Annotated in this window: 20 protein-coding genes; 15 read left to right on the forward strand and 5 right to left on the reverse strand. The window is 65.2% G+C overall.

The features are described 5' to 3' along the window. Positions 1-33: 33 nt before the first annotated feature. From ppdK to ACFQ24_RS13205, 3 genes are all read right to left on the reverse strand, one after another. A complete protein-coding gene (ppdK, locus tag ACFQ24_RS13195; RefSeq protein WP_380911916.1) occupies positions 34-2733 on the reverse strand; it encodes a pyruvate, phosphate dikinase in 2700 nt (899 codons plus the stop codon). A gap of 140 nt (positions 2734-2873) precedes the next feature. Then, positions 2874-4955, reverse strand: a complete 2082-nt coding sequence (gene glyS, locus ACFQ24_RS13200; protein WP_380911918.1) for a glycine--tRNA ligase subunit beta — start codon at positions 4953-4955, stop codon at positions 2874-2876. Next, positions 4952-5824, reverse strand: a complete 873-nt coding sequence (locus tag ACFQ24_RS13205) for a glycine--tRNA ligase subunit alpha (RefSeq protein WP_380911920.1) — start codon at positions 5822-5824, stop codon at positions 4952-4954. Before ACFQ24_RS13205 ends, glyS begins: the two co-directional genes overlap by 4 nt. A 138-nt stretch (positions 5825-5962) precedes the next feature. Here ACFQ24_RS13205 and ACFQ24_RS13210 point away from each other — a divergent pair, with 138 nt between their 5' ends. From ACFQ24_RS13210 to ACFQ24_RS13235, 6 genes are all read left to right on the forward strand, one after another. Then, positions 5963-6868: a TraB/GumN family protein gene (locus ACFQ24_RS13210; RefSeq protein ID WP_380912030.1), complete on the forward strand. Its 906-nt coding sequence runs from the start codon at positions 5963-5965 to the stop codon at positions 6866-6868. Between the two features lie 7 nt (positions 6869-6875). Then, a complete protein-coding gene (locus ACFQ24_RS13215) occupies positions 6876-7751 on the forward strand; it encodes a TraB/GumN family protein (protein WP_380912032.1) in 876 nt (291 codons plus the stop codon). A gap of 164 nt (positions 7752-7915) precedes the next feature. Further along, positions 7916-8536, forward strand: coding sequence for a 50S ribosomal protein L25/general stress protein Ctc (locus tag ACFQ24_RS13220; protein ID WP_380911922.1), 621 nt, complete (start codon positions 7916-7918; stop codon positions 8534-8536). 81 nt (positions 8537-8617) lie between these two features. After that, positions 8618-9187, forward strand: a complete 570-nt coding sequence (gene pth, locus ACFQ24_RS13225; RefSeq protein ID WP_380911924.1) for an aminoacyl-tRNA hydrolase — start codon at positions 8618-8620, stop codon at positions 9185-9187. A gap of 102 nt (positions 9188-9289) precedes the next feature. Then, positions 9290-10918 carry an alpha-D-glucose phosphate-specific phosphoglucomutase gene (locus ACFQ24_RS13230; protein ID WP_380911926.1) on the forward strand — a complete coding sequence of 543 codons (1629 nt, stop codon included), beginning with the start codon at positions 9290-9292 and terminating at the stop codon, positions 10916-10918. 124 nt (positions 10919-11042) lie between these two features. Next, positions 11043-11726 carry a DUF2490 domain-containing protein gene (locus ACFQ24_RS13235; RefSeq protein WP_380912034.1) on the forward strand — a complete coding sequence of 228 codons (684 nt, stop codon included), beginning with the start codon at positions 11043-11045 and terminating at the stop codon, positions 11724-11726. Positions 11727-11734: 8 nt separating this feature from the next. Here ACFQ24_RS13235 and ACFQ24_RS13240 read toward each other — a convergent pair whose 3' ends face one another. After that, a complete protein-coding gene (locus ACFQ24_RS13240) occupies positions 11735-12187 on the reverse strand; it encodes a DUF983 domain-containing protein (protein ID WP_380911928.1) in 453 nt (150 codons plus the stop codon). A gap of 165 nt (positions 12188-12352) precedes the next feature. Between ACFQ24_RS13240 and ychF the strand changes: the two genes are divergently transcribed. The 4 genes from ychF (at position 12353) to ACFQ24_RS13260 (ending at position 16205) form a co-directional block, all read left to right on the forward strand. After that, positions 12353-13453, forward strand: a complete 1101-nt coding sequence (gene ychF / locus ACFQ24_RS13245; RefSeq protein WP_380911930.1) for a redox-regulated ATPase YchF — start codon at positions 12353-12355, stop codon at positions 13451-13453. 95 nt (positions 13454-13548) lie between these two features. Beyond that, a complete protein-coding gene (locus ACFQ24_RS13250; RefSeq protein ID WP_380911932.1) occupies positions 13549-14043 on the forward strand; it encodes a DNA-deoxyinosine glycosylase in 495 nt (164 codons plus the stop codon). A gap of 89 nt (positions 14044-14132) precedes the next feature. After that, positions 14133-15683 carry an alkaline phosphatase D family protein gene (locus ACFQ24_RS13255; RefSeq protein WP_380911934.1) on the forward strand — a complete coding sequence of 517 codons (1551 nt, stop codon included), beginning with the start codon at positions 14133-14135 and terminating at the stop codon, positions 15681-15683. A gap of 36 nt (positions 15684-15719) precedes the next feature. Beyond that, entirely contained in the window at positions 15720-16205 is a 486-nt protein-coding gene (locus ACFQ24_RS13260) for a MaoC family dehydratase (RefSeq protein ID WP_380912036.1), read from the forward strand. An 18-nt stretch (positions 16206-16223) separates the two neighbouring features. On the opposite strand, the gene mutL is transcribed toward ACFQ24_RS13260, so the two are convergent. Then, the gene (gene mutL / locus ACFQ24_RS13265; protein WP_380911936.1) at positions 16224-18008 is read right to left on the reverse strand and encodes a DNA mismatch repair endonuclease MutL; all 1785 of its coding nucleotides are present in this window, start codon (positions 18006-18008) and stop codon (positions 16224-16226) included. Positions 18009-18168: 160 nt separating this feature from the next. Between mutL and ACFQ24_RS13270 the strand changes: the two genes are divergently transcribed. The 5 genes from ACFQ24_RS13270 to rodA are packed head-to-tail and all read left to right on the forward strand — an operon-like array spanning position 18169 to position 23853. Further along, positions 18169-19215: a rod shape-determining protein gene (locus tag ACFQ24_RS13270; RefSeq protein WP_380911938.1), complete on the forward strand. Its 1047-nt coding sequence runs from the start codon at positions 18169-18171 to the stop codon at positions 19213-19215. A gap of 21 nt (positions 19216-19236) precedes the next feature. Continuing rightward, positions 19237-20154 (forward strand): rod shape-determining protein MreC, encoded by a 918-nt coding sequence (gene mreC / locus ACFQ24_RS13275; protein WP_380911940.1) that lies wholly within the window; start codon positions 19237-19239, stop codon positions 20152-20154. Next, positions 20151-20678, forward strand: a complete 528-nt coding sequence (gene mreD / locus ACFQ24_RS13280) for a rod shape-determining protein MreD (protein ID WP_380911942.1) — start codon at positions 20151-20153, stop codon at positions 20676-20678. Before mreC ends, mreD begins: the two co-directional genes overlap by 4 nt. Next, positions 20675-22744 (forward strand): penicillin-binding protein 2, encoded by a 2070-nt coding sequence (gene mrdA / locus ACFQ24_RS13285; RefSeq protein ID WP_380911944.1) that lies wholly within the window; start codon positions 20675-20677, stop codon positions 22742-22744. The genes mreD and mrdA overlap by 4 nt, the downstream gene beginning before the upstream one ends. Then, positions 22741-23853, forward strand: a complete 1113-nt coding sequence (gene rodA / locus ACFQ24_RS13290; RefSeq protein WP_380911946.1) for a rod shape-determining protein RodA — start codon at positions 22741-22743, stop codon at positions 23851-23853. The genes mrdA and rodA overlap by 4 nt, the downstream gene beginning before the upstream one ends. The last annotated feature ends 100 nt before the right edge of the window (positions 23854-23953 follow it).

Here is a 23953-nt window from a genome sequence, read left to right on the forward strand (position 1 = left end):
AAAGGGCGGGGCAAGATCCCCGCCCTTTTTGCGTCATTTGCTGGCGAGCGCAGCCTGCGCCGCCGCAAGGCGCGCGATCGGTACGCGGTAGGGCGACGCCGACACATAATCGAGCCCGGTCTTCTCACAGAAGGCGATGGACGCCGGATCGCCGCCATGTTCGCCGCAGATGCCGAGCTTGATGTCGGGGCGGGTCGCCCGGCCCCGTTCGGCGGCGAGTTCGATCAGCTGGCCCACGCCCTCCACGTCGATGCTGACGAAGGGATCGCGGGCGAAGATGCCCTTGTCCACATATTGTGTCAGGAAGCGCCCGGCGTCGTCGCGGCTGATGCCGATGGTCGTCTGCGTCAGGTCGTTGGTGCCGAAGGAGAAGAATTCGCCCACCTCGGCGATCTCCCCGGCCTTGAGCGCGGCGCGCGGCAGTTCGATCATCGTGCCGACCAGATATTCGACTGACGCGCCCTGCTCGGCGAACACATCCTTCGCGACTTGGTCGACGATCGCCTTCATCAGCTCCAGCTCCTTGCGGGTCGCGACGAGCGGGATCATGACTTCGGGGATCGGCGCTTCGCCGCTGCGCTGCTTCACCAGCAAGGCAGCCTCGAAGATTGCGCGTGCCTGCATCTCGTAGATTTCGGGATAGGTGACGCCGAGACGGCAACCGCGATGGCCTAGCATGGGGTTGAATTCATGCAGTTCGGCCGCGCGGCGCTTCAAGGCTTCGACGCCGACGCCCGCGGCCTTCGCCACTTCCTCGAATTCCGCCTCGCCGTGGGGCAGGAATTCGTGCAGCGGCGGATCGAGCAGGCGGATCGTGACGGGCAGGCCGGCCATCACCATGAATATCTGCGCGAAGTCGTCGCGCTGTTCGGGAAGCAGCTTGTCGAGCGCGGCGCGGCGGCCCTTCTCGCTGTCCGCGAGGATCATCTCGCGCACGGCGGTGATGCGCGCGGCGTCGAAGAACATATGTTCGGTGCGGCAGAGACCCACGCCCTCCGCGCCGAAATCGCGCGCGGTCTGGCAATCGAGCGGGGTTTCCGCATTGGCGCGCACCTTGAGGCGACGGACCTTGTCCGCCCAGCCCATCAGCGTGCCGAAATCACCCGCCAGCTCCGGTTGAACGGTCGGCACTTCGCCCGCCATCACCTCGCCGGTCGAACCGTCGATGGTGAGGACGTCGCCTTCCTTCAACTCGCGGCCGCCGATGCGCAGGATCTTGTTGGCATTGTCGATGGACAGGCTGCCCGCGCCCGACACGCAGGGGCGGCCCATGCCGCGCGCCACAACGGCGGCGTGGCTGGTCATGCCGCCGCGCGCGGTCAGGATGCCCTTGGCCGCGTGCATCCCGTGAATGTCCTCGGGGCTGGTTTCCACACGGACGAGGATGACCGCATCGCCCAGTTCGTTGCGGCGCTCGGCCGTGTCGGCATCGAACACGATCGCGCCGGATGCCGCGCCGGGGGAAGCCGGCAGCCCCTTGGTCAGCACGTCGCGCGGCGCCTTGGGATCGAGCGTGGGGTGAAGCAGCTGGTCGAGCGCGGCGGGATCGACGCGGGCGACGGCTTCCTCCTCGGAAATCAGCCCTTCATGCGCCATGTCGACCGCGATCTTGAGCGCGGCCTTGGCGGTGCGCTTGCCCGAGCGGGTCTGGAGCATCCAGAGCTTGCCCTGCTGCACCGTGAACTCGATGTCCTGCATGTCGCGATAATGGGTTTCGAGGATCTGGAACACCCGCGCCAGCTCGGCATAGGTGTCCGGCATCGCCTCTTCCATCGACAAGGGCTTGGCCCCTGCCCGCTCCCGCGCCGCCTTCGTCAGATATTGCGGCGTGCGGATGCCCGCGACCACGTCCTCGCCCTGCGCGTTGATCAGATATTCGCCATAATAGGCATTCTCGCCGGTGGCGGGATCGCGCGTGAAGGCGACGCCGGTGGCCGAGGTGTCACCCATATTGCCGAACACCATCGCCTGCACGTTGACCGCCGTGCCCCAGTCGCCGGGGATGGAATTGAGGCGGCGATAGACCTTGGCCCGGTCCGCCTGCCACGATCCGAAGACCGCGCTGATCGCGCCCCAGAGCTGGTCATGCACATCCTGGGGGAAGGGCTTGTTCCAGAGCTTGGCGACGAGGCTCTTATATTCGCCGACCAGCGCCTTCCAGTCGTCAGCCGTCATTTCGGTGTCGAGCGTGTAGCCCTGGTCTTCCTTGGCGATCTCCAGCGCTTCCTCGAACGCGCCATGGTCCAGTTCCAGCACCACGTCCGAATACATCTGGATGAAGCGGCGATAGCTGTCCCAGGCGAAACGCTCGTCGCCCGACGCCGCGGCTAGGCCCTGCACCGTCTCGTCATTGAGGCCGAGGTTGAGGACGGTGTCCATCATGCCGGGCATGGAAATGCGCGCGCCCGAACGGACGGAGACCAGCAGCGGATCGGCGGCATCGCCAAAGCGCTTGCCGGTGACGCCTTCGATATGGGAGATGCCGTTGGCGACTTCCGCCTTCAGGCTGTCGGGATAGACGCCGCCATCCTGATAATAGCGGGTGCACATTTCCGTGGTGATGGTGAAGCCCGGAGGCACCGGCAGGCCGATCGCGGCCATGCCGTCGAGGTTGGCGCCTTTACCGCCGAGAAGGTTCTTGTCGCCCTTGCCCCCGTCATTCACGCCGCCGCCGAACCGATAGACATAGCGAGTGGCGGTGTCGTTCATGCTGGCTTCTTCCGTCTTGATCATGATCCGGCTCTCCCTGCACTGAATGCCGTGTTTGTGCGCTGCAACAATTTAGCCGCATTAGCGCGAGAATGGGAACCGGAAAATAGGAGATATCCGGCTTAACTTCGCATATTTCCCGCAAAACGTGACATTAAGTTACGTCAGCCCGAAATCTTTGAAAAGTCTGCGACATTGTGCACCGCGTCCCGCACCCGTGCCAGGAGGGCGAGCCGAGTCGTGCGCTTCGTCGGATCGGCATCGTTGACCGTCACCGTTTCAAAGAAGGCGTCGATCGGCGCGCGCAGCGTGGCGAGCGCCGCCATCGCCTCCTCGAACCGCTCGTCCGCTACCGCCCGCGCCGCGCGCGGTTCCGCGGCGTCGAGCGCGGCGATGAGCGCAGCTTCGGCGGGTTCGGGGGTGTAGGAAAGGGCGGCGGCGGGTGCAGGCGTCTCCCACTCCTTCTTGAGGATATTCGCGGCGCGCTTGTAGCCGGCGAGCAGGTTCGCGCCGTCGTCGGTGGCGACGAAGGACTGAAGCGCCTTCACGCGAGCCAGCAGGCGGACGAGATCGCGTTCACCTCCCACATCATCGTCTCCGCCCATGAGGACCACAGCATCGATAAGATCGTGACGCACACCAGCATCACGCTGCTGCACCTTTAGACGATCTATGACAAAATCATTGAAATCGTCAGCGGCGACGATTGTCGCCATGTCCGGATCATCCGAACTCGGGACCGCAGCATTGAATAGATCGTAAACAGACGCACGCAGATCGCTTTGAAGCACCAGAGCAATGACACCCAAAGCAGCTCTTCTAAGAGCAAACGGATCCTTTGATCCCGTCGGCTTTTCCCCAATGGAAAAAAATCCGGCGATGGTATCCAGCTTGTCCGCCAGACTCACCGCGACCGTCACCGGCGCGATGGGCACTTCGTCGCCCTGCCCGACCGGCTTGTAATGGTCGCGGATGGCGTCGGCTATTGCGTCCGGCAGGCCTTCGGCGCGGGCGTAGTAGCCGCCCATGATGCCCTGAAGCTCGGGGAACTCGCCTACCATTTCGGTGACGAGGTCGGCCTTTGCGAGGCGGGCGGCTTGTTCGGCTAGGTCGGCGTCCGCGCCCTTGACGATCCCCTCCTCGACCAGCCATCGTGCCAGCTTCGCCACCCGCTCCACCTTGTCGGCGACGGTGCCGAGCTTTTCGTGGAAGGTGATGCGCTCCAGCTTCTGCGCGTGGTCCGCGAGGCTCGTCTTGCGGTCCTGTTCCCAGAAGAAACGCGCGTCGGAGAGCCGCGCGGCGAGCACCTTGCGGTTGCCGGCGATGATCGCCGCGCCGGCGTCCTTCGCCTCGATATTGGCGGTGCAGATGAAGGCGGGGGCGAGCTTGCCAGTCGCATCCTTCAGCACGAAATATTTCTGGTTGATGCGCAGCGTCAGCTGGATGACTTCGGGCGGCACCTCAAGGAAGGCGGGGTCGAAATCGCCCAGCAGCGGCACCGGCCATTCGGTAAGACCCGCATTCTCCGCGACGAGGCCCTTGTCCTCGATCACGCTGTAGCCGTGCGCGGCGGCGGCTTCCGCCGCCTTCGCCTCGATGACCGCCTGCCGCTCCTGATGAGAGGCGATGACATGGCAGGCGCGCAGCTTCTCCACATAATCATGCGCGCCGCCGATGGTGATTTCGCCGGGGTGATGGAAGCGGTGGCCGAGCGTGGCGTAGCCCGACCTGATCCCTTCGATCTCTATGTCCACCAACTCTTCGCCCAGGATGGCGACGATCCCCTGCAACGGGCGGACCCAGCGGAGGCTTTCGGTCGTCTGGCTGGCCGTGCCCCAGCGCATCGACTTGGGCCAGGGGAAGGCGCGCACGACCGTGGGCACAGCCTCCGCCAGCACGTCCGCGGTCGCGCGGCCAGGCTTGTTGATCACGGCGAACCAGATGCCATCGCGGTCTTCCAGCTGGTCCTTCGTGAGGCCGGTCTTACGCAGGAAGCCTTCGAGCGCCTGATCGGGCGCGCTGGTGCGTGGCCCCTTAAATTCCTCGCTGACGGCGGCGGTTTCCAGCGGCAGGCCGCGCGCGATGAGCGCGAGGCGACGAGGCGTTACGAAGCTGTCGATCGACGCGGGCTTGAGGCCGGCCTTCGCCAGTTCCTCGGTAAAGAGGCGGGCAAGGTCTTCGGACGCCTTCAGCTGCATCCGCGCCGGGATTTCCTCGCAGCGCAGTTCGAGGAGGAAATCGCTCATGCCGCCCACCCGTTGCTCTTCATCCATGCTTCGCAGCTGCCCTTCGCCATGTCGCGGACCTGGCCCATATAGCTGGCGCGTTCCTGCACGGAGATGACGCCGCGCGCCTGGAGCAGGTTGAAGGTGTGGGATGCCTTGATCGCCTGCTCGAACGCGGCGAGCGGGACGCCGGCGTCGATGCACTGGTCATATTCGGCGCGGCAATCCTTGAACCACTGGAACAGCTTGTCGGTGTTCGCCACCTCGAAGTTCCATTTCGACATCTGCTTCTCGTTTTCCAGGAACACGTCGCCATAGCTGACGCCCGCGTCGTTGAAGCGCAGGTCATAGACGCTGTCGACGCCCTGGATGTACATGGCGAGGCGTTCGAGCCCGTAGGTCAGTTCGCCCGCGACCGGCTTGCAGTCGAAGCCGCCCATCTGCTGAAAATAGGTGAACTGGGTGACTTCCATGCCGTCGCACCAGACTTCCCACCCAAGGCCCCAAGCGCCCAATGTCGGGCTTTCCCAGTCATCCTCGACGAAGCGGATGTCGTGGACCAGCGGATCGATGCCGATTTCCGCGAGGCTCCCCAAATAAAGTTCCTGCAGGTTCGCGGGGGACGGCTTCATGATCACCTGATATTGGTAATAATGCTGGAGCCGGTTGGGGTTTTCGCCATAGCGGCCGTCGGTCGGGCGGCGGCTGGGCTGCACATAGGCGGCGTTCCAGGGATTGGGGCCGAGCGCGCGCAGCGTGGTTGCGGGGTGGAATGTGCCCGCGCCGACCTCCATGTCATAGGGCTGGAGAATGACGCAGCCCTGCCGCCCCCAATAGGCATGGAGGGTCAGGATCAGGTCCTGGAAAGAAAGCGCTTTGCCTTCGGCCACGATGGTCCTTCTTTACGCTATTTGCTTGAATGACAGGCCCTGCGCCTTGGCGCATGGCTCCCGAAGGGTCAAGCGATTGCGGCGCAAAGAGGGTAAACCCGCTTGCCCTTGGCGCATGCGATGCGCATCTTCGGGGGCATGAAGATGATCTCCGTCCTGCTCCGCGCCCTGCTGCGCGTCACGCCCGCCGCTCTTCTGATGATGGGCGGGGGGGCGGAGGCGCGCGATGCGTCCGCCGCCTCCCCGGCGCTCTGGCAGGCGAAGGATGCCGACACCACCATCTACCTGTTCGGCACGGTCCATGTGATGAAGCCGGGGATCGACTGGTTCAACGGCCCGGTGAAGCAGGCGTTCGACGCGTCGGACGAACTGGTGCTGGAGATCGTGGAGCCGGACGATCCCGCCGCGCTGGGCACGACGATGATGCGGCAGGCGGTGGCGCAGGACGGGGTGAAGCTGTCCGACCGGCTGAGCCCGGAGGCGCGCGGCAAATATCAGGCGGCGATGCAGGCGAATGGGCTGCCCTGGCAGACGTTCGAGATGTTCAATCCGTGGATGAGCGGCATGGCGCTGTCCGTCGCGCCACTGGAGAAGCTGGGCTATCGCAGCGACATCGGCGCTGAAAAGACCCTGCGTGCGGCGGCGACCGGCGCGGGCAAGAAGGTCGACGCACTGGAGACGATCGAGCAGCAGGTCGGCTTCTTCGCCGGCCTACCGATGGCGCAGCAGGTCCAGTTCCTGAACGCCACGGTCGATGGCCTGCCCGACATGGAAAAGGAGTTCGGATCGCTGCTGCGCTATTGGCAGGCGGGGCAACCCGACAAGCTGGCGAAGATGATGAACGAATCGCTGGAAACGACGCCCGAACTGGCGCAGGTGCTGCTGATCGGGCGCAACGCGAGCTGGGCGCAATGGATCAAGGCGCGGCTGGGAAAGCCCGGCACCGTCTTCGTCGCGGTCGGCGCGGGCCATCTGGCGGGCAAGGACAGCGTGCAGGATCAGTTGAAGGCATTGGGCGTCACGACGACGCGCGTGGGGAAATAAGCCCGTGCTGATCCGGCTGCTCGCACTCTTCGCGCTCCTGATCGTCACTGCCTGCGACAAGGCCCCTGCCCCGCAGCCGCCGAGCGGTAGCGGCCCGGCCTTGTGGCAGGTCCAACGGGGCGACATGAAGGGATGGCTGTTCGGCACCATTCATGTGCTGCCCAAGGGCGTCGCCTGGGACACGCCGACGATCAGGGAGGCGATGGGCCAGGCGGACCGGCTGGTGCTCGAGGCGTCGGATCTGCAGGACGAACAGAAGACGCTGACGCTGTTCGAGCAAATGGGCCGCAGCCCCGGCCTGCCGCCGCTGGAGAAGCGGGTGCCGGAAAGCGAGGTCGCCGCGCTGGACAAGGCGATGGCCGATGGCGGCACCAACACGCAATTGCTGTCCGGCTATGAAAGCTGGGCGGCGGCGATGCTGCTGTCGGCGGCCAGCCAGCAGGGCCTTGGCGTCAGCCAAAGCGACGGGGTGGAGCCGGTGCTGATCGCGACCTTCAAGCAGGCGGGCAAGCCGATCGGAGGGCTGGAGACGGTGGAGCGGCAGTTCGGCGCGTTCGATACGCTTCCCCCAACCGCGCAATCGCGCCTGCTGGTGCAGACCGTCCATGAAGCCAAGGGCATGAAGGCGCTGTACGACCGCATCCTTGCCGCCTGGCTGAAGGGCGACATGGCCGCGATCGCCAAGGAGGATGAGATTGGTGAGCAACCCGACCCGGTCGTGGAAGAGGCGATACTGGTCGCGCGCAACCGCGACTGGGTGAAGGCGATCGAGCCGATGAAGGGCCGCCCCTTCATCGCGGTGGGCGCAGGTCACCTCACCGGCAAGGGCAACCTGATCGCGATGCTGGAGGCGAGGGGATTTAAGGTCACGCGGGTGCAGTAGCACGGACCGAGGGAATCGGGAGGACGCGGGAGGCAGGCAAGTTACGCGCCCCGGCTCTCGGCCCTTGCCTTTGCCGCCTTTTCTGCTAAAGGGCCGCCTTCCCGCGATGGTCATCCCTGGAGGCGTGGCGGGAAGGTACATCAATTAGCTTTTGGAGACACGCAATGAGCGAGCAGCTTACGCTGTCGGCCGAGGCACGCGATCGGGCAGGCAAGGGAGCCTCCCGCGCTCTCCGCCGCGAGGGCCGCGTTCCCGCCGTCATCTACGGTAACAATGAAGAACCCCAGTCGATCCACGTCGAGGAAAAGCTCCTCAACAAGCTGCTCGGCACCGGTCACTTCTTCAATTCGGTCGTCATGGTCGAAGTCGGCGGCAAGTCCGTCCGCACGCTGGCCAAGGACGTGGCGTTCCATCCCGTCTCCGACCGTCCGCTGCACGCCGATTTCCTGCGCGTTTCGGAACACGCCACCGTCAGCGTCAACGTGCCGGTGCGCTTCGAGAATGAAGACGCCTCGCCGGGCCTGAAGAAGGGCGGCGTGCTGAACGTCGTGCGTCACGAGGTCGAACTGGTGGTCGATGCCGCCGAGATCCCCGAGGATGTCGTCGTCGACCTGTCCGGCTTCGAAGTCGGCGATTCGATCCACATCAGCGCGGTAACCCTGCCCAAGGGCGCGAAGACCGCGATCGACGACCGCGACTTCACCATCGCCACGATCGTCGCGCCCTCGGCTCTGAAGAGCAGCGAAGGCGACACGACCAAGGACGGCGAGGGCGAAGGCGAATAAGCCTTTTCCTGCCGACAGGTTTTTGCTCAACCCCGTTCGGGCCGATCCCGAGCGGGGTTTTGCTATTGTGGAGGACATTGGATGCAGATCTGGGCCGGGCTCGGCAATCCGGGACCGCAATATGCGACGCACCGGCACAATGTCGGCTTCATGGCGGCCGACCTGATCGCGGACATGCATCGCTTCTCCCCGCCAAAGAAGCAGTTCCAGGGCTGGGTGCAGGAAGGCCGCATCGGGCCGGAAAAGATCCTGCTGCTGAAACCCGCCACCTTCATGAACGAAAGCGGCCGGTCGATCGGCGAGGCGATGCGCTTCTATAAGCTGACGCCGCAGGATGTGACCGTCTTTCACGACGAACTCGATCTTGCGCCGATGAAGGTCAAGGTGAAGCGCGGCGGCGGCAATGCCGGGCATAACGGCCTGCGCTCGACCGACGCCCATATCGGGGCGGATTTCCGCCGTGTGCGCATCGGCATCGGCCATCCCGGGCATAAGGACAAGGTCCATGGCTATGTCCTGGGCAACTACGCCAAGAACGAGGTGGACTCGCTGGCCGACATGCTGGGCGCGATCGGCGCGGAGGCGGAATGGCTGGCGAAGAATGACGACGTGCGGTTCATGAGCGAGGTTGCCCGCCGCCTGTCCGAATGAGGGACGGCCCTGGCTGAACCGCTCTTCCCCTTGTGCGTTGTACAATGTCACGCAGACGGGCCATAAGGCCGCTGCCGCATCATCTTGCAAGGGGCCTCCATCGTGATTCTCACCGTGCCGACGACAGCGTTCACCGACCAGAAGCCGGGCACGTCCGGCCTGCGCAAGAAGGTGCGGGTGTTCCAGCAGCCCCATTATGCCGAAAATTTCATCCAGTCGGTCTTCGACAGCCTGGAAGGCTATCGGGGCCAAACGCTGGTGGTGGGCGGCGACGGACGCTTCCTCAACCGGGAGGTCATCCAGATCGCGCTCAAGATGGCGGCGGCGAACGGCTTCGGCCGGGTGCTGGTCGGCCGGGGCGGCATATTGTCGACGCCGGCGGCATCGCACCTGATCCGGTCCTCCGGCGCGTTCGGCGGCCTCGTCTTGTCGGCCAGCCACAATCCGGGCGGCCCGGACGAGGATTTCGGCATCAAATATAATATCGGCAATGGCGGCCCCGCGCCGGAGAAGGTGACCGACGCGATCAACGCCCGCACGCTGGCAATCGACAGCTACAAGATACTGGACGCCGCCGATGTCGATATCGACACGATCGGCGAGACGATGATGGGCGACATGGCGGTCGAGGTGGTCGATCCGGTCGCGTTGTATGCCGACCTGATGGAGACCCTGTTCGATTTCGCCGCCATCCGGGCAATGATCGCTGGCGGCTTCACGCTTGCCTTCGATTCGATGAGCGCGGTCACCGGCCCCTATGCGACCGAGATTTTCGAGCGAAGGCTGGGCGCGCCCGCCGGCACGGTGATGAACGGAACGCCGCTCCCCGATTTCGGGCATCATCATCCCGATCCGAACCTGGTCCACGCAAAGCAACTTTACGACCGGATGATGGCCGCCGACGCGCCCGATTTCGGCGCGGCGTCGGACGGAGATGGCGACCGCAACCTCATCATCGGGCGGCATATCTATGTGACGCCGTCGGATTCGCTGGCCGTGCTGGCCGCCAATGCGCATCTCGCGCCCGGCTACGCCGCAGGCCTCAAGGGCATAGCGCGATCCATGCCGACCAGCGGCGCGGCCGACCGGGTGGCGGAAAAGCTGGGCGTGCCGCTGTACGAAACGCCGACGGGATGGAAATTCTTCGGCAACCTGCTCGACGCGGGCATGGCGACCATCTGCGGCGAGGAAAGCGCGGGCACCGGCTCCGACCATGTGCGGGAAAAGGACGGCATCTGGGCCGTGCTGCTGTGGCTCAACATCCTGGCCGTGCGGAAGGAAAGCGTGGCCGCGATCATGGCGGATCATTGGGCCACCTATGGCCGCAACTATTATGCGCGTCATGATTATGAAGCGATCGCGAAGGACAAGGCCGACGCGCTGATGGCCGCGCTGCGCGGCAAGCTGGACAGCCTGCCCGGCACCACCAACAGCGGCGGAACGGTGAAGAGTGCCGACGACTTCGCCTATACCGATCCGACGGACCAGTCGGTGAGCCGCAACCAGGGCGTGCGCATCCTGTTCGAGGACGGATCGCGCGTGGTGTTTCGCCTGTCGGGTACAGGTACGGAGGGTGCGACATTGCGTGTCTATATCGAACGCTATGTCGGGCCGGACGGCGACCTGACGCTGGAAACGGCCGACGCGCTCTCGCCGCTGATCGCGGCGGCGCAGGAGGTGGCGGACATTGCCGGCTTCAGCGGCATGGATCGCCCCAGTGTCATCACCTGACGCAAAGAGGGCGTGCACCTGACATAAACTCACGAAGCAGCAACAAGGCGGAAATGCGCGCGCATTAGGGAGGATAGGCTGCCGATCGTCCGGCCGTCCCCTTCATCCCTTTCCAAGGACCATGATGCGCCGCTTTCTGCTTTGCCTGTCCGCCTCGCTTGCCTGCCTGTCTTCCCCTGCCCTTGCGGCCACAAGCGAGGATGAGCAATTTTGGCTCAACCTGACGGCGATGGGATCGATCAAGGACGAACTGGTCTATTTCGCAGAGGTCCAGCCGCGCGTGGGCGACGGCATCTCCCGCGTCGATCAGGCGCTGTTCCGGGGCGCGCTAGGATGGAAATTCTCGCCTTCGCTCACGCTCTACCAGGGTTTCGCGCATGTCGTCGTGCCTATCGACGAGGGCACGGACGTCAACGAGGAACGCAGCTTCCAGCAGCTCAGCTGGACTCTGGGCAAGCCGTTGGGCGGCGAGCTATCGTCCCGCACGCGACTGGAGCAGCGCTGGCGGTCGGACGGCGACGACATGGGCTGGCGGCTGCGCGAGATGATCCGCTACGAAAAGCCGTTGAAGGCGAACAGCGACGCCGTGAATGCGCTGTTCTATGCCGAAGGCTTCGCCGCGCTCAACGACACCGATTGGGGCGCGCGCTCCGGCTTCGATCAGCTCCGCAGCTTCATCGGCGCGGAACTCGGCCTGCCGGGCGCGTCCACGCTGGAGGTCGGCTACCTCAACCAGGTCGTCAACCAGCGCGCCGGCAACACCCGCGTCAACCATGTGGCGTCAGTGACCCTGTTCTTCCGGCATTGATCGACACGTCAGCCGCGCCCTTCGCCGTGCAGTTTTGCCCACAGGGCGCTGGTGCCCGCTTCCTGCGCGCGGGTGGTGAATTGGGCGGCGACCAGCCAGCCCTTGATCGGCCGCAGCGGCAGCACGGTGGTCAGGATCAGCACCGGTATGCCGACGGCGATGTGTACCCAGAGCGGCGGTCGGGCCAGTATCTCCAGCATCAGGATGAAGATGACGCCGGGCACGCAGGCGAAAAGCTGCACGAACACCGCCGGGCCGTCTGCGGGATCGGCAAAGCTGTAGTCGAGACCGCACACCTCGCAATGATCGCGAACGGTCAGGAAACCGCGGAAGATATGCCCCTCCCCGCAACGCGGGCAGCGGCCCATGACGCCGGTTTCGTGCGGCGGGCGCTTCTTCCACCGCCGGCCGGTAGCGTCGGTCCACCAGCCTTCGTCCTGCGCGCCGCCCTGTTCCGTCATGTCGCCTCCAGTCATCCGCCCCATGTCGCGTGGCGGGCGCGCTTTTCAACTGCGCCTTTTGTCCTACCCCGACGCGCGGCTAACCTGTTTGACCAAGGCTGGTCTTTCCGCGCGCCAGACGCTATCGGCGCGGCAATAGTCATTCCGATCGTGTAAGGCAGTCAAATGGGTTTTCGTTGCGGTATCGTCGGCCTTCCCAATGTGGGCAAGTCCACCCTGTTCAATGCGCTCACCGAGACGCAGGCCGCGCAGGCGGCCAATTACCCCTTCTGCACGATCGAGCCGAACGAGGGGCGCGTCGCGGTTCCCGACGAGCGGCTCCAGACCATTGCGAAGATCGGTGGGTCTGCCAAGATCATTGAGACACAGCTTAGCTTCGTGGACATCGCCGGCCTGGTGCGCGGCGCGTCGAAGGGCGAGGGCCTGGGCAACCAGTTCCTGGCCAACATCCGCGAGGTGGACGCCATTGTCCACGTCCTGCGCTGTTTCGAGGATGACGACATCACCCATGTCGAGGGCAAGGTCGATCCCATCGCCGACGCTGAAACGGTCGAGACCGAACTGATGCTGGCCGATCTGGAATCGCTGGAGAAGCGCGTTCCCAACTTCGCCAAGAAGGCCGCGCAGGGCGACAAGGAGGCGAAGGCCGCAGCATCCGTGCTGGGGCAGGCGCTCGACCTGCTGCGCGAGGGCAAGCCCGCCCGCCTGACGCAGCCGCGCGACGTCGAGGAGGAGCGCCTGTTCGCGCAGGCGCAGTTGCTGACGGCAAAGCCTGTCCTCTATGTCTGCAATGTCGAGGAGGACGCCGCGTCGGAGGGTAATGCCCATTCGACGCGCGTGTTCGAGAAGGCGGCGGCGGAAGGCGCGAAGGCCGTGATCGTGTCCGCCGCGATCGAGGCGGAATTGGTCACCATGCCCATCGAGGAGCGCGCCGAATATCTCGAAGCGCTGGGGCTGACCGAAGCCGGCCTCGCCCGTATCATCCGCGCGGGTTACGAACTGCTGGGCCTCATCACCTTCTTCACCGTGGGGCCGAAGGAAGCCCGCGCCTGGACCGTCACCAAGGGCAGCAAGGCCCCGCAGGCCGCGGGCGCGATCCATTCCGACTTCGAGAAAGGCTTCATCCGCGCCGAGACGATGGCCTATGCCGACTATGTCCAGTTCAACGGCGAGGCGGGGGCGAAGGAAGCGGGCAAGTGGCGGTCCGAAGGCAAGGACTATGTCACGCAGGATGGCGACATCATGCTGTTCCGGTTCAATGTCTAGCCAACCATCGTCACCCCAGCGGAGGCTGAGGTCGCGGGCGGGAAGGCGCCAAGGCCTGAGATCCCAGCATTCGCAGGGATGACGGGTAAAAGCCAATGCCGCTCAAATTCGCCTTTCCGCCCAGCGTCGACGCCGACACCCGCCTGCTGATCCTGGGCAGCCTGCCCGGCGACGCGTCGATCCGGCAGGGCGAATATTATGCCCATCGCGGCAACGCCTTCTGGCATCTGCTGGGTGACGTGCTGGACGAGGATGTGCGCGGCCTGCCCTATGCGATGCGGCTCAAGCGGCTGAAGGCGCGCGCCGTCGGCCTGTGGGACGTGATCGAAAGCGCGGAGCGGGAAGGCAGTCTGGATGGCAGCATCCGGGGCGCGGAACTGCGCGACCTTGGCCTCTTCGTCAGCCGCCTGCCTGCGCTGAAGGCGGTGGCCTTCAACGGCAAAACCGCGGCTCTTCACGGGCGCAAGCAGCTTGGAAGCCAGACCGGCCTGACGCTGATCGACCTCCCCTCCTCCAGCGGCGCCTACGCCAGCCTGTCGCGCGAGAAGAAAGCGGAGGCATGGCGCACCTTACGTCCCTGGGTCGCCTGAGGGACGCGCGTCATCCTGTCATATTGCGCGGATAGGGGAGCGGATTAAGACACAGGTCATTCATCCGAATCCGAAGGTCGCCCATCCCCATGCTCACCCGCCGCCAGATCCTGACCACTGCCACAGTCGCGCCCATGCTGGCCGCACCCGCCATCGTTAAGGCGCAAAGCTGGTTCGCGGGATATCCCTTCGCGCTGGGCGTCACCTCGGGCGATCCGGCCCCTGACGGCTTCGTGATCTGGACCAAGCTGGCGCCCAAGCCGCTCGATCCGCATGGCGGGATGCCGATGGTCCCGCTGCCGGTGAAATGGGAGGTGGCGAGCGACGACCGGTTCAAGACCATCGTCGCGTCCGGCGAAGCGACCGCGCGGCCGGAACTGGGCCACAGCGTTCATGTCGAGGTGGCGGGGCTGCAACCCGACCGGCCCTATTGGTATCGCTTCACCCTCGGGAGCGATCAATCCACGCGCGGCCGCGCCCACACCCTGCCGCTTTCCTCGGCCAGCCCCACCGCGCTCAAATTCGGCGTCGCGGGCTGCCAGAATTACGAGGATGGATATTTCACGGCCTTCCGCCACCTCGCGCGGGAAGACGATCTCGCCTTCGTCTATCATTATGGCGACTTCATCTACGAGTATAAGCAGCGCGGGCCTGACTATGACAAGGACGGGCTGCCGGTCGATCAGGTCCGCCAGCATGTCGGGCAGGACTGCTTCGACCTTACCGACTATCGCCTGCGCTACGCCCAATATCTGAGCGACTATGACCTGCAGGCCGCACGCGCCCGGCACACATGGTTTTCCACCTTCGACGACCATGAGGTGGAGAATAACTGGGTTGGGGACTTCGACTGGAAGGATGCGCCGCCGGAAGTTTTCCGGCTGAGGCGGCAGGCGGGCCTTCAGGCATGGTATGAATATATGCCGGTGCGGGCCGCGTTGTTGCCGCGCAACGGCATCATCACCAATGCCTATCGGGAGGCGCGGTTCGGCGACCTGCTTTCGATCGATTTCCTCGACACCCGCTCCTTCCGGTCGGACCAGCCCTGCGACGACGGGTTCAAGACCCATTGCGCGGGCATCGACGACGCCAAGGCGCAGGTGATCTCTGCCGAGGAGGAAAGCTGGGCGGTCCGAAACCTGTCGCGTCGCCAGGCGAAATGGAATTGCGTCGCGCAGCAGGTGATGATGATGTCGCTGGACCGCCGCCGCTACGCCGACGAAAAGGAGAAGATCTACAATCTCGACAGCTGGGCTGGCTATGAGGTGGCGCGCAAGCGGATGCTGGCGAAGATGCGCGGCCTCGACAATGTGGTCGTGCTGACCGGCGACGAGCATCAGAATTTCGCCGGCTTGCTGGAAAGCGAGGGCAAGCCGGTAGCGGTCGAGTTCGTCTCCACGTCCATCTCCTCGGGCGGCGACGGGCAGGACTTGCGTGCGGGCAGCGACCTCATGTTCAAGAACAATCCGCAGCTGAAATTTCTGAACGACCAGCGCGGCTATCTGGTCTGCGACGTGACGCCCGAGGCCTGGACCACGCGAGTCCGCGTGATGGACCATGTGTCGACGCCCGGAGCAGACATCAACACGCGTGCAACGCTAACCGTGCCGCGCGGTCAGCCTTCAATCAGCATCGCTTGACATTGACGTAAACGGAAAGCAATCGTAAGCCATCATCTGGACAGGAGACGGATGATGGCGGACGGCATAGTCTATTTCGAGGATATCGCGGTCGGCGATGGGTTCGATGCCGGACCATTGACCGTGTCGCGCGAAGACGTGATCCGCTTCGCCGCCGAATTCGACCCGCAGCCCTTCCACTTGTCGGACGAAGCCGCCGCGCAAACTCATTTCCGATCGCTCGCGGCAAGCGGCTGGCACACCACAGCCCTGTTCATGAAAATGTTCGTGGCGGCGATGCAGAAAGAGCCCGGACGGCAGGCAGCGAGCCTGGGCGCGATCGGCGTTGACGAACTGCGCTGGCTGCGGCCGGTGCGTCCCGGCGACACGCTGCGCGGAACCAACGAGGTGATCGACAAGAAGGCGTCGGCAAGCCGGCCCGAAATGGGCATCGTCCGTAACCGGGTGACGATCTACAACCAGCACGACGAACCCGTGCTGACGATGATCCCCATCACAATGTGGCGAACGCGACCGGCCTAACTGCTCCGCCTCCGGCGGCTACTTCCTTCCGAATAGCTTCTCTATGTCGCCATGGCCTAGCTTGACCCAGGTCGGGCGGCCATGATTGCACTGGCCGGAGCGGGGCGTCACCTCCATCTCGCGCAGCAGGGCGTTCATTTCCGCGACGCTCAGCACCCTGCCCGCCCGCACGGAGCCATGACAGGCCATCGTCGCGGCGACAAGGTCCAGCCGCTCCTTGAGCGACAGCGCGCTGTCATAGGCGGCGAGATCGTCGGCAAGGTCGGTAACGAGCCCCTGCACATCGGATTGGCCGAGCATCGCCGGCACCGCTCGCACCAGCATGGCCGAGGGGCCGAACCGTTCCAGTTCCAAACCGAAGTCGCGCAGTTCGGCAGCCCGCGCCTCCAGCCGGTCGCAGGCGGGTTCGTCCAGTTCCACGACCTCGGGCAGCAGCAGCGCTTGCGAGGCAACCCCCTGCCCTCCCATTGCCCGGCGCATCCGCTCCAGCGTCAGCCGCTCATGCGCGGCATGCTGGTCGACGATGACGAGACCGTCCTCCGCCTCCGCCACGATATAGGTGCGGGCCACCTGCCCACGCGCTACGCCGAGCGGGAAGCTATGCCCCTCCGGAGCAGGCGCAGCGGCCGGTTCGGCGCGAGCCTGCGGTGGCGGGGTGGTGAAGGACGGGCGACGATCGCCGACGCTTTGATAGAGCGGATTGTAGCTGGTCGGACCGGCGGCCGCCTCGAAGATCGGCATGGCACCGATAGGCGTGGGCGACGCCGGCTCTGGCCGCCAGGCGGCAAGGCCGGCGGGGTCAGCCATCTGCACGGCGCGGAAGCCCTCCGCGTCGAGCGCGCGGCGCAGGCCCGACACGATCATGCCACGGATCAGCGCCGGATCGCGGAAGCGCACTTCGGTCTTGGCCGGGTGGACGTTGACGTCCACCTCCGTAGGCGGAACGTCCAGGAACAGCGCGACGACCGGATGCCTGTCGCGCGCGAGCATGTCGGCATAGGCCCCACGCAGCGCGCCGATCAGCAGCCGGTCCTTCACCGGCCGGCCGTTCACGAACAGATATTGATGGTCGCCAACGCCGCGATTGTAGGTGGGCAGCGACGCGACGCCGGACAGGCGCGCGCCTTCCCGCTCAAGGCTGACGATCACATGATTTTCGGCCAGCTGACGGTCGGTGAGCGCGGCCACCCGCTCCTCCCGCGCTTCCCCGCCCTGCACGCCCAGCACACGGCGTCCGTCATGCTCCACGGAGAAGGCGACGGCGGCATGGGCCATGGCCAGCCGGCGCACGACATCCAGGCAGGCGGCATATTCCGCCTTGGGCGAACGCAGGAATTTGCGGCGCGCCGGCACCCGGGCGAACAGCTGCTCTACGGTGATCCGCGTGCCCGGCGGCAGCGCGGCCGGCCCTTCCGCCACGAGCTGCCCGTTGTCGACCGTCCGGTTCCACCCGTCGGCGCCGGCCGGGCGGCTATCGATGGACAGGCGCGCCACGCTGGCGATGGAGGGCAGCGCCTCTCCCCGAAAGCCCAACGTCGCCACATTTTCAATGGCATCGTCGGGCAGCTTCGATGTGGCGTGGCGCTCCAGCGCGAGGGCCATGTCGCTCGAATCCATGCCGCATCCGTCGTCGCTGACCTCGATCCGGTCGAGGCCGCCGTTTGACACGCGGATGGCGATGCGAGTCGCACCCGCATCAAGCGCATTTTCAACCAATTCCTTGAGCGCGCTGGCGGGTCTTTCAACCACTTCACCGGCAGCGATACGATTGACCAGATGTTCGGGCAGGCGGCGTATTGACATTGGTTAGGGACTAGCCCAATCGAGCGCTTTCCGCGAGCCGCGATCCCATATTTTTTGCTCTGCAAGGTGCAAGGAAACAGGGCTGATCGGACGAGCGAAACCGCTATCCGACCGGCCCCGCAACGCGCTGACGGGGGCGGCGGACGATACAGGATAAGGCATGTCGATCTTCTCGCGTCTCTTCAAATTTTCGTCGCAGGATATGGCCATCGACCTCGGCACCGCCAACACGGTGGTCTATGTGCGCGGGCGCGGCATCGTTCTCAACGAACCTTCGGTGGTGGCGGTGGAAACGCTGAACGGCGTCAAGCGGGTCAAGGCCGTGGGCGAAGACGCCAAGCTGATGATGGGCAAGACTCCGGATTCGATCGAGGCCATCCGGCCGCTGCGCGACGGCGTGATCGCCGACATCGACGTCGCCGAACAGATGATCAAGCATTTCATCACCAAGGTGCATGGCGGCAAGCACAGCCCCTGGCGTGCCCCGGAAATCGTGATCTGCGTGCCGTCGGGCTCCACCAGCGTAGAGCGCCGCGCGATCCGCGACGCCGCCAGCAATGCGGGCGCCAGCCAGGTCTTCCTGATCGAGGAGCCGATGGCGGCCGCGATCGGCGCCGACATGCCCGTGACCGAGCCGATCGGTTCCATGGTCGTCGACATCGGCGGCGGCGCGACCGAAGTTGCCGTGCTCTCGCTCCGCGGCCTTGCCTACACCACATCCGTGCGCGTGGGCGGGGACAAGATGGACGAAGCGATCGTCTCCTTTGTCCGCCGCCACCACAACCTGCTGATCGGGGAAGCCACCGCCGAACGGATCAAGAAGCAGTTCGGCGTGGCGCAGCCGCCCGAGGATGGCGTGGGCGAGACGATCCACATCAAGGGCCGCGACCTGGTGAACGGAGTGCCCAAGGAAATCAGCATCAACCAGGGCCAGATCGCCGATGCGCTGGCCGAACCGATCAGCACCATCGTCGAAGGCGTGCGGATCGCGCTGGAGAATACCGCGCCTGAGCTGGCCGCGGATATCGTCGATCAGGGCATCGTGCTGACCGGCGGCGGCGCGCTGCTCAAGGGGCTGGACGACGAACTGCGCGACGAGACAGGCCTGCCCGTCACCATCGCGGAAGATCCGCTGACCTGCGTCGCGATCGGCACCGGCCGCGCGATGGAAGATCCGATCTTCCGGGGTGTGCTGCAAACCGCCTGACGCTTGGAGGGGGCATAGAGGATGGCGCGGCCACCCAGCCGACGCCCCGGTCTGAACCGGCGGGCGCAATATAGCTTGTTCGCCAGCTATGTCGTGGCGTTGACCGGCGCGGCCGTCGGCCTGCTGCTGATCGTCATCGCCATTTTCGATCCCACCGGCTTTTCCGCCCTGCGCGTCGCAGCGGCGGAGATCGGTCGGCCCGCGTCCGTCACGATGAAGGGCATGGTGAGCGGCGTCGCCTCCATTGACGAGGTGCTGGCATCCTACTGGCGTGCCGGATCGCAAAATGTCGCGCTGCGCCGGCAGGTGGAGGCCGACCGCAACCGCATCATCGAGGCGAAGGCGGTGGCGCAGGAAAATCTGCGCCTCAAGAAGCTGCTGAAGCTGGTTGACGAGGATAGCAGCGACCTGCTCGCCGCCCGCCTGATCGCCTCCTCCTCGTCCAGCGCACGGCGCTTCGCGCGCCTCAACGCGGGTAGCTGGCAGGGCGTGCGACCGGGCATGCCGGTGCGCGCGCCCGAAGGGCTGATCGGCCGGGTCCACAGCACCACGCCTAACAGTTCCGACGTCCTGCTGCTGACCGACGCGAGCAATATCGTCCCGGTACGGCGGGCGGCGGACAATATCCCGGCCATCTCGACCGGGCTCGGCGACGGATCGGTGGAAATCCGCGCATTGTCGGCTGGCCGCAATCCGTTCAAGCCGGGTGACCTGCTCGTCACATCCGGCATCGGCGGCGTCTATCAGCCCAACATCCCCGTCGCCGTGGTGGTGCGCGCGCAGGGCGAGATCGCCTATGGAGTCCCGCTCGCCAATCCCGCGCGCGTCGATGCGGTGGTGGTCGAGCGCATCTTCGAGGAAGCGGTGACGCGCCCCGGCCCCACCGCCGCGCCCGTCGCCAATGAAAGCGCGCCCGCTAACGCCGCCGCCGCGCCATGATCGACCCGCATCTGCATCATGTTCCCAGGCTAGGGCGGCACCCCTCCCGCTTCCGGCTGGAGGCGACCCCGATCATCACCGTGCTGCTCGGATCGCTGCTGACGACATTGCCGGTCATTGCCCAATCGCCGATCATGCCACCGTTCGGATTGCTGCTGCTATTGTCCTGGCGGCTGCTGCGCCCGGAATTGTGGCGCGCGTGGATCGGCGTGCCGCTGGGCCTGTTCGACGACATGGCGAGCGGCCAGCCGATCGGCTCCGCCATGTTCCTTTGGACGGTCGCGCTCATCGCCATCGACGCCATCGAACATCGCATGGTGTGGCGCAGCTATCGGCAGGACTGGCTTATCGCTACATTGGCGATTATCTTCTGCATTTCCGGTGGGCTGTTCTTCGCGCGCATCACCGGCGGAGGTTCCGTGCGCTTCTTGCTGGTTTTGCCCCAAATGGTCTGGACGATCCTTCTTTTCCCCTTCGTCGTCCGGCAATGCGCGCGGATCGACCGCTGGCGCGTGATGGCATGAAGTTTCCGACTCCCAAGCGCAAGATCATCACCGAAGCCGCCCAGTCCCTGACCTTCAGCCGTCGCGCGATGGTGGTGGGCGGGTTGCAGGGGCTAGTCGGGGCTATGCTGGTCGGCCGCATGGCGTGGATCAGCATCGCGCAGAACGAGAAATACACGCTGCTGTCGGAGAGCAATCGCGTCAACCTGACGCTGATCCCGCCGCGCCGAGGGTGGATCATCGACCGCAACGGACGGCCGCTCGCCAACAACCGCACCGATTTTCGCGTCGACCTGATCCCGCAACGGATGCTGGACGCGGACTCGACCGTGCGACAGCTCGCCCGCCTGCTTTCGCTGCAACCGGACGAGGTCGACCGCATTCATGAGGAGCTGGAAAAGTCCGCCGGCTTCCGCCCGGTTCAGGTTGCGGACAAGCTGACCTACGATCAATATGCAGCGATCAGCGTGCGACTGCCCGACCTGCCGGGGGTCGCGCCGAGCCAGGGCTTTTCGCGCAACTATCCCGCCGGCGCATCGGTCGGCCACCTGCTGGGCTATGTCGGCGCGGCGACGGCCGAGGAGTATAAGGCGCGCAAGGATCCGCTGCTCATCACGCCCGGCTTCAAGGTTGGCAAGGATGGCCTTGAAAAAGCATTCGATCTCCATCTGACCGGCAAGCCGGGTGCCAAGCGGGTGGAAGTGACGGCGCGCGGCAAGATCGTGCAGGAGCTGACGACCCGGCCGGATTCGCCGGGCCGCTCGATCAAGCTCACCATCGACGCCGGCCTTCAGGAATTTGCCGGGCGGCGGCTCGCGACCCAGAGCGGATCGGTGGTCGTGATCGACTGCCACAATGGCGACGTGCTGGCGCTCGCTTCCATGCCCAGCTTCGATCCCAACAGCTTTTCCGACGGCATCAGCCATCTGGAATATGAAATGCTGTCGAAGGACGATCACGTCCCGCTGCGCAACAAGACGTTGCAGGGCCTCTATCCGCCCGGATCGACGGTCAAGCCCATGGTGGCGCTGGCGCTGCTGGAAGCGGGTATCTCGCCGGCCGAGACGGTCAGTTGCGGCGGCGCGATCCGGGTTGGAAACACGCTCTTCCACTGCCACAAGCGGCGCGGCCATGGCCCGCTCAACATGCGCGGGGCGATCGCGCAAAGCTGCGACATCTATTTCTACCAGATGGCCCAGCGCATCGGCATGGACCCCATCGCCAGCATGGCGCGCCGCGTCGGCATGGGCCAGAAATTCCCGCTCCCCTTTCCCAGCCAGAGCTATGGCACCGTGCCAGACCCGGCATGGAAGCAACGGAAATATGATCAGAAGTGGCAGGTGTACGATACCGTCAACGCCACCATCGGCCAGGGCTATATGCTCATCAACCCGCTGCAGATGGCAGTGATGGCGGCACGGCTGGCGACGGGCAGGCAGTTGATGCCCAACTTTATCTTCGGTGCGCCCAATGCCAGGCCCGAGCCTGTGGGCGTCAGCGAAGAGCATCTGGTCGTCATCCGCGACGCCATGAATGCGGTGGTGAACGGCGGCGGCACCGGCGGCGCGGCGCGCAGTTCCATTCCCGGCGTAATGATCGCGGGCAAGACGGGCACGGCGCAGGTGCGGCGCATCACGATGGCGGAGCGCGCTGGCGGCGTGCGCGGCAATGCGGGCCTGCCCTTCAAGCTGCGGGACCACGCCCTGTTCCAGGGTTTCGCGCCGTTCGACAATCCCCGCTATGCCATCGCCTGCATCATCGAACATGGCGGCCACATCAACCGGATCGAGGACGCGCCGATGATCGCCAGCGACACGCTGTCTTACCTGTTCGATCCCAAGAAGGCGATGGAGAAGCTGGAGACGCTGGAGAAGGGCTGGGGCGGCACCCCGGCGGAGCGGCAGGCACGGCAGATGGCGGCCTTCCGCCTTGCGAAGGCGATCGAGAAGGGGCAAGCGCCGCCGCCCGTCGCCAATGCCGCGGACAATACAGCGGCCGGCAATATAGCGGCGCCTGCGCCGACGCCGGCCGGCGAGGCGGATGATGTCCCGCCGCCGCCCGGTTCCAATATGGCAGGCGAGCGATGAGCATCGTTCCCAAGCCGCTGACCGATTTCCCCTGGCGCATCCTGGCGCTGTTGCTGGCCATCGCGGGCTTCGGCACGGTCGTGCTGTTCAGCGCCGCCGGAGGGAGCATCTTCCCCTGGGCCTTCAACCAGGCGCTTCGTTTCTGCATCTTCTCCATGATGGCGCTCGGCCTCAGTCGCATTCCAGTCGAGGTATTCGCCCGCTACGCCTTTCCCGCCTATGGCGCGGTGCTGGCGGCGCTGTTCCTGGTGGAACTGATCGGCGGCGTCGCGGGTGGCAGCCAGCGCTGGATCAACCTCGGCTTCATGCAGTTGCAGCCGTCCGAATTCATGAAACCGATCATCGTGCTCACCATCGCGCGTTTTTATGCGATGCTGCCGGTGGGCGAAATCCGGCGGTGGAACGCGATCTGGCCGGCGCTGGTGCTTATCGGCGTGCCATGGGCGCTGGTGCTGGTGCAGCCGGACCTCGGCACCGCGACGATGATCGCGGCGGGCGGCGTGACGGTGATGTTCCTCGCCGGCCTGCCGCTGCGCCTGTTCATCGGCACCGGGCTTGCCGGCGCGGGGCTGATCCCTATCGCCTTCAGCTTCCTGCATGATTATCAGAAGAACCGAGTGCTGATCTTCCTCGATCCCGAGAGCGATCCGCTGGGCGCGGGATACCATATCAGCCAGTCCAAAATCGCGATCGGCTCCGGCGGCTGGTTCGGCAAGGGCTTCCTGCGCGGCACCCAGAGCCATCTCGACTATCTGCCCGAAGGACATACCGATTTCGTGTTCGCGACCATGGCTGAGGAATGGGGCCTGCTGGGGGGCACGTTGCTGATCCTTGGCTTTCTGCTGCTGTTTCGCTGGGGCATCCGCGTGGCGCTGCGCGCGCCGGACAAATTCTCGCGGCTCGCCGCTGCCGGCCTCACCACCACCATTTTCTTCTACGTCGCCATCAACCTGATGATGGTCATGGGCCTTGCCCCGGTCGTCGGCATCCCCCTGCCCTTCATGTCCTACGGCGGATCGTCGATGCTGACGGTCATGCTGTGCGTGGGCATCATCATGTCGATCGACCGCGCCCGCAAGCAGCGCGCGACGCCGGGCAACTGGGCCTGACCGAAGCGTCGCCGAAAAATTTTCGGCCGGGGGTGATTTCCTGTTTGCAAAGGCGAAGGTGCCTGCTAACAGCCGCTCCTCGCCGGGCGGCTTCCGACTG

The organism is Sphingobium olei (assembly GCF_042678845.1).
Taxonomy (GTDB): domain Bacteria; phylum Pseudomonadota; class Alphaproteobacteria; order Sphingomonadales; family Sphingomonadaceae; genus Sphingobium; species Sphingobium olei.

Bases quoted from the DNA above. Each gene is read 5' to 3' on its own strand.
- ppdK (WP_380911916.1), bottom strand. From the start codon at position 2,733: ATGATCAAGACGGAAGAAGCCAGCATGAACGACACCGCCACTCGCTAT.
- glyS (WP_380911918.1), bottom strand. From the start codon at position 4,955: ATGAGCGATTTCCTCCTCGAACTGCGCTGCGAGGAAATCCCGGCGCGG.
- ACFQ24_RS13210 (WP_380912030.1), top strand. From the start codon at position 5,963: ATGAAGATGATCTCCGTCCTGCTCCGCGCCCTGCTGCGCGTCACGCCC.
- ACFQ24_RS13220 (WP_380911922.1), top strand. From the start codon at position 7,916: ATGAGCGAGCAGCTTACGCTGTCGGCCGAGGCACGCGATCGGGCAGGC.
- pth (WP_380911924.1), top strand. From the start codon at position 8,618: ATGCAGATCTGGGCCGGGCTCGGCAATCCGGGACCGCAATATGCGACG.
- ACFQ24_RS13235 (WP_380912034.1), top strand. From the start codon at position 11,043: ATGCGCCGCTTTCTGCTTTGCCTGTCCGCCTCGCTTGCCTGCCTGTCT.
- ACFQ24_RS13240 (WP_380911928.1), bottom strand. From the start codon at position 12,187: ATGACGGAACAGGGCGGCGCGCAGGACGAAGGCTGGTGGACCGACGCT.
- ychF (WP_380911930.1), top strand. From the start codon at position 12,353: ATGGGTTTTCGTTGCGGTATCGTCGGCCTTCCCAATGTGGGCAAGTCC.
- ACFQ24_RS13250 (WP_380911932.1), top strand. From the start codon at position 13,549: ATGCCGCTCAAATTCGCCTTTCCGCCCAGCGTCGACGCCGACACCCGC.
- ACFQ24_RS13255 (WP_380911934.1), top strand. From the start codon at position 14,133: ATGCTCACCCGCCGCCAGATCCTGACCACTGCCACAGTCGCGCCCATG.
- mutL (WP_380911936.1), bottom strand. From the start codon at position 18,008: ATGTCAATACGCCGCCTGCCCGAACATCTGGTCAATCGTATCGCTGCC.
- ACFQ24_RS13270 (WP_380911938.1), top strand. From the start codon at position 18,169: ATGTCGATCTTCTCGCGTCTCTTCAAATTTTCGTCGCAGGATATGGCC.
- mreC (WP_380911940.1), top strand. From the start codon at position 19,237: ATGGCGCGGCCACCCAGCCGACGCCCCGGTCTGAACCGGCGGGCGCAA.
- mreD (WP_380911942.1), top strand. From the start codon at position 20,151: ATGATCGACCCGCATCTGCATCATGTTCCCAGGCTAGGGCGGCACCCC.
- mrdA (WP_380911944.1), top strand. From the start codon at position 20,675: ATGAAGTTTCCGACTCCCAAGCGCAAGATCATCACCGAAGCCGCCCAG.
- rodA (WP_380911946.1), top strand. From the start codon at position 22,741: ATGAGCATCGTTCCCAAGCCGCTGACCGATTTCCCCTGGCGCATCCTG.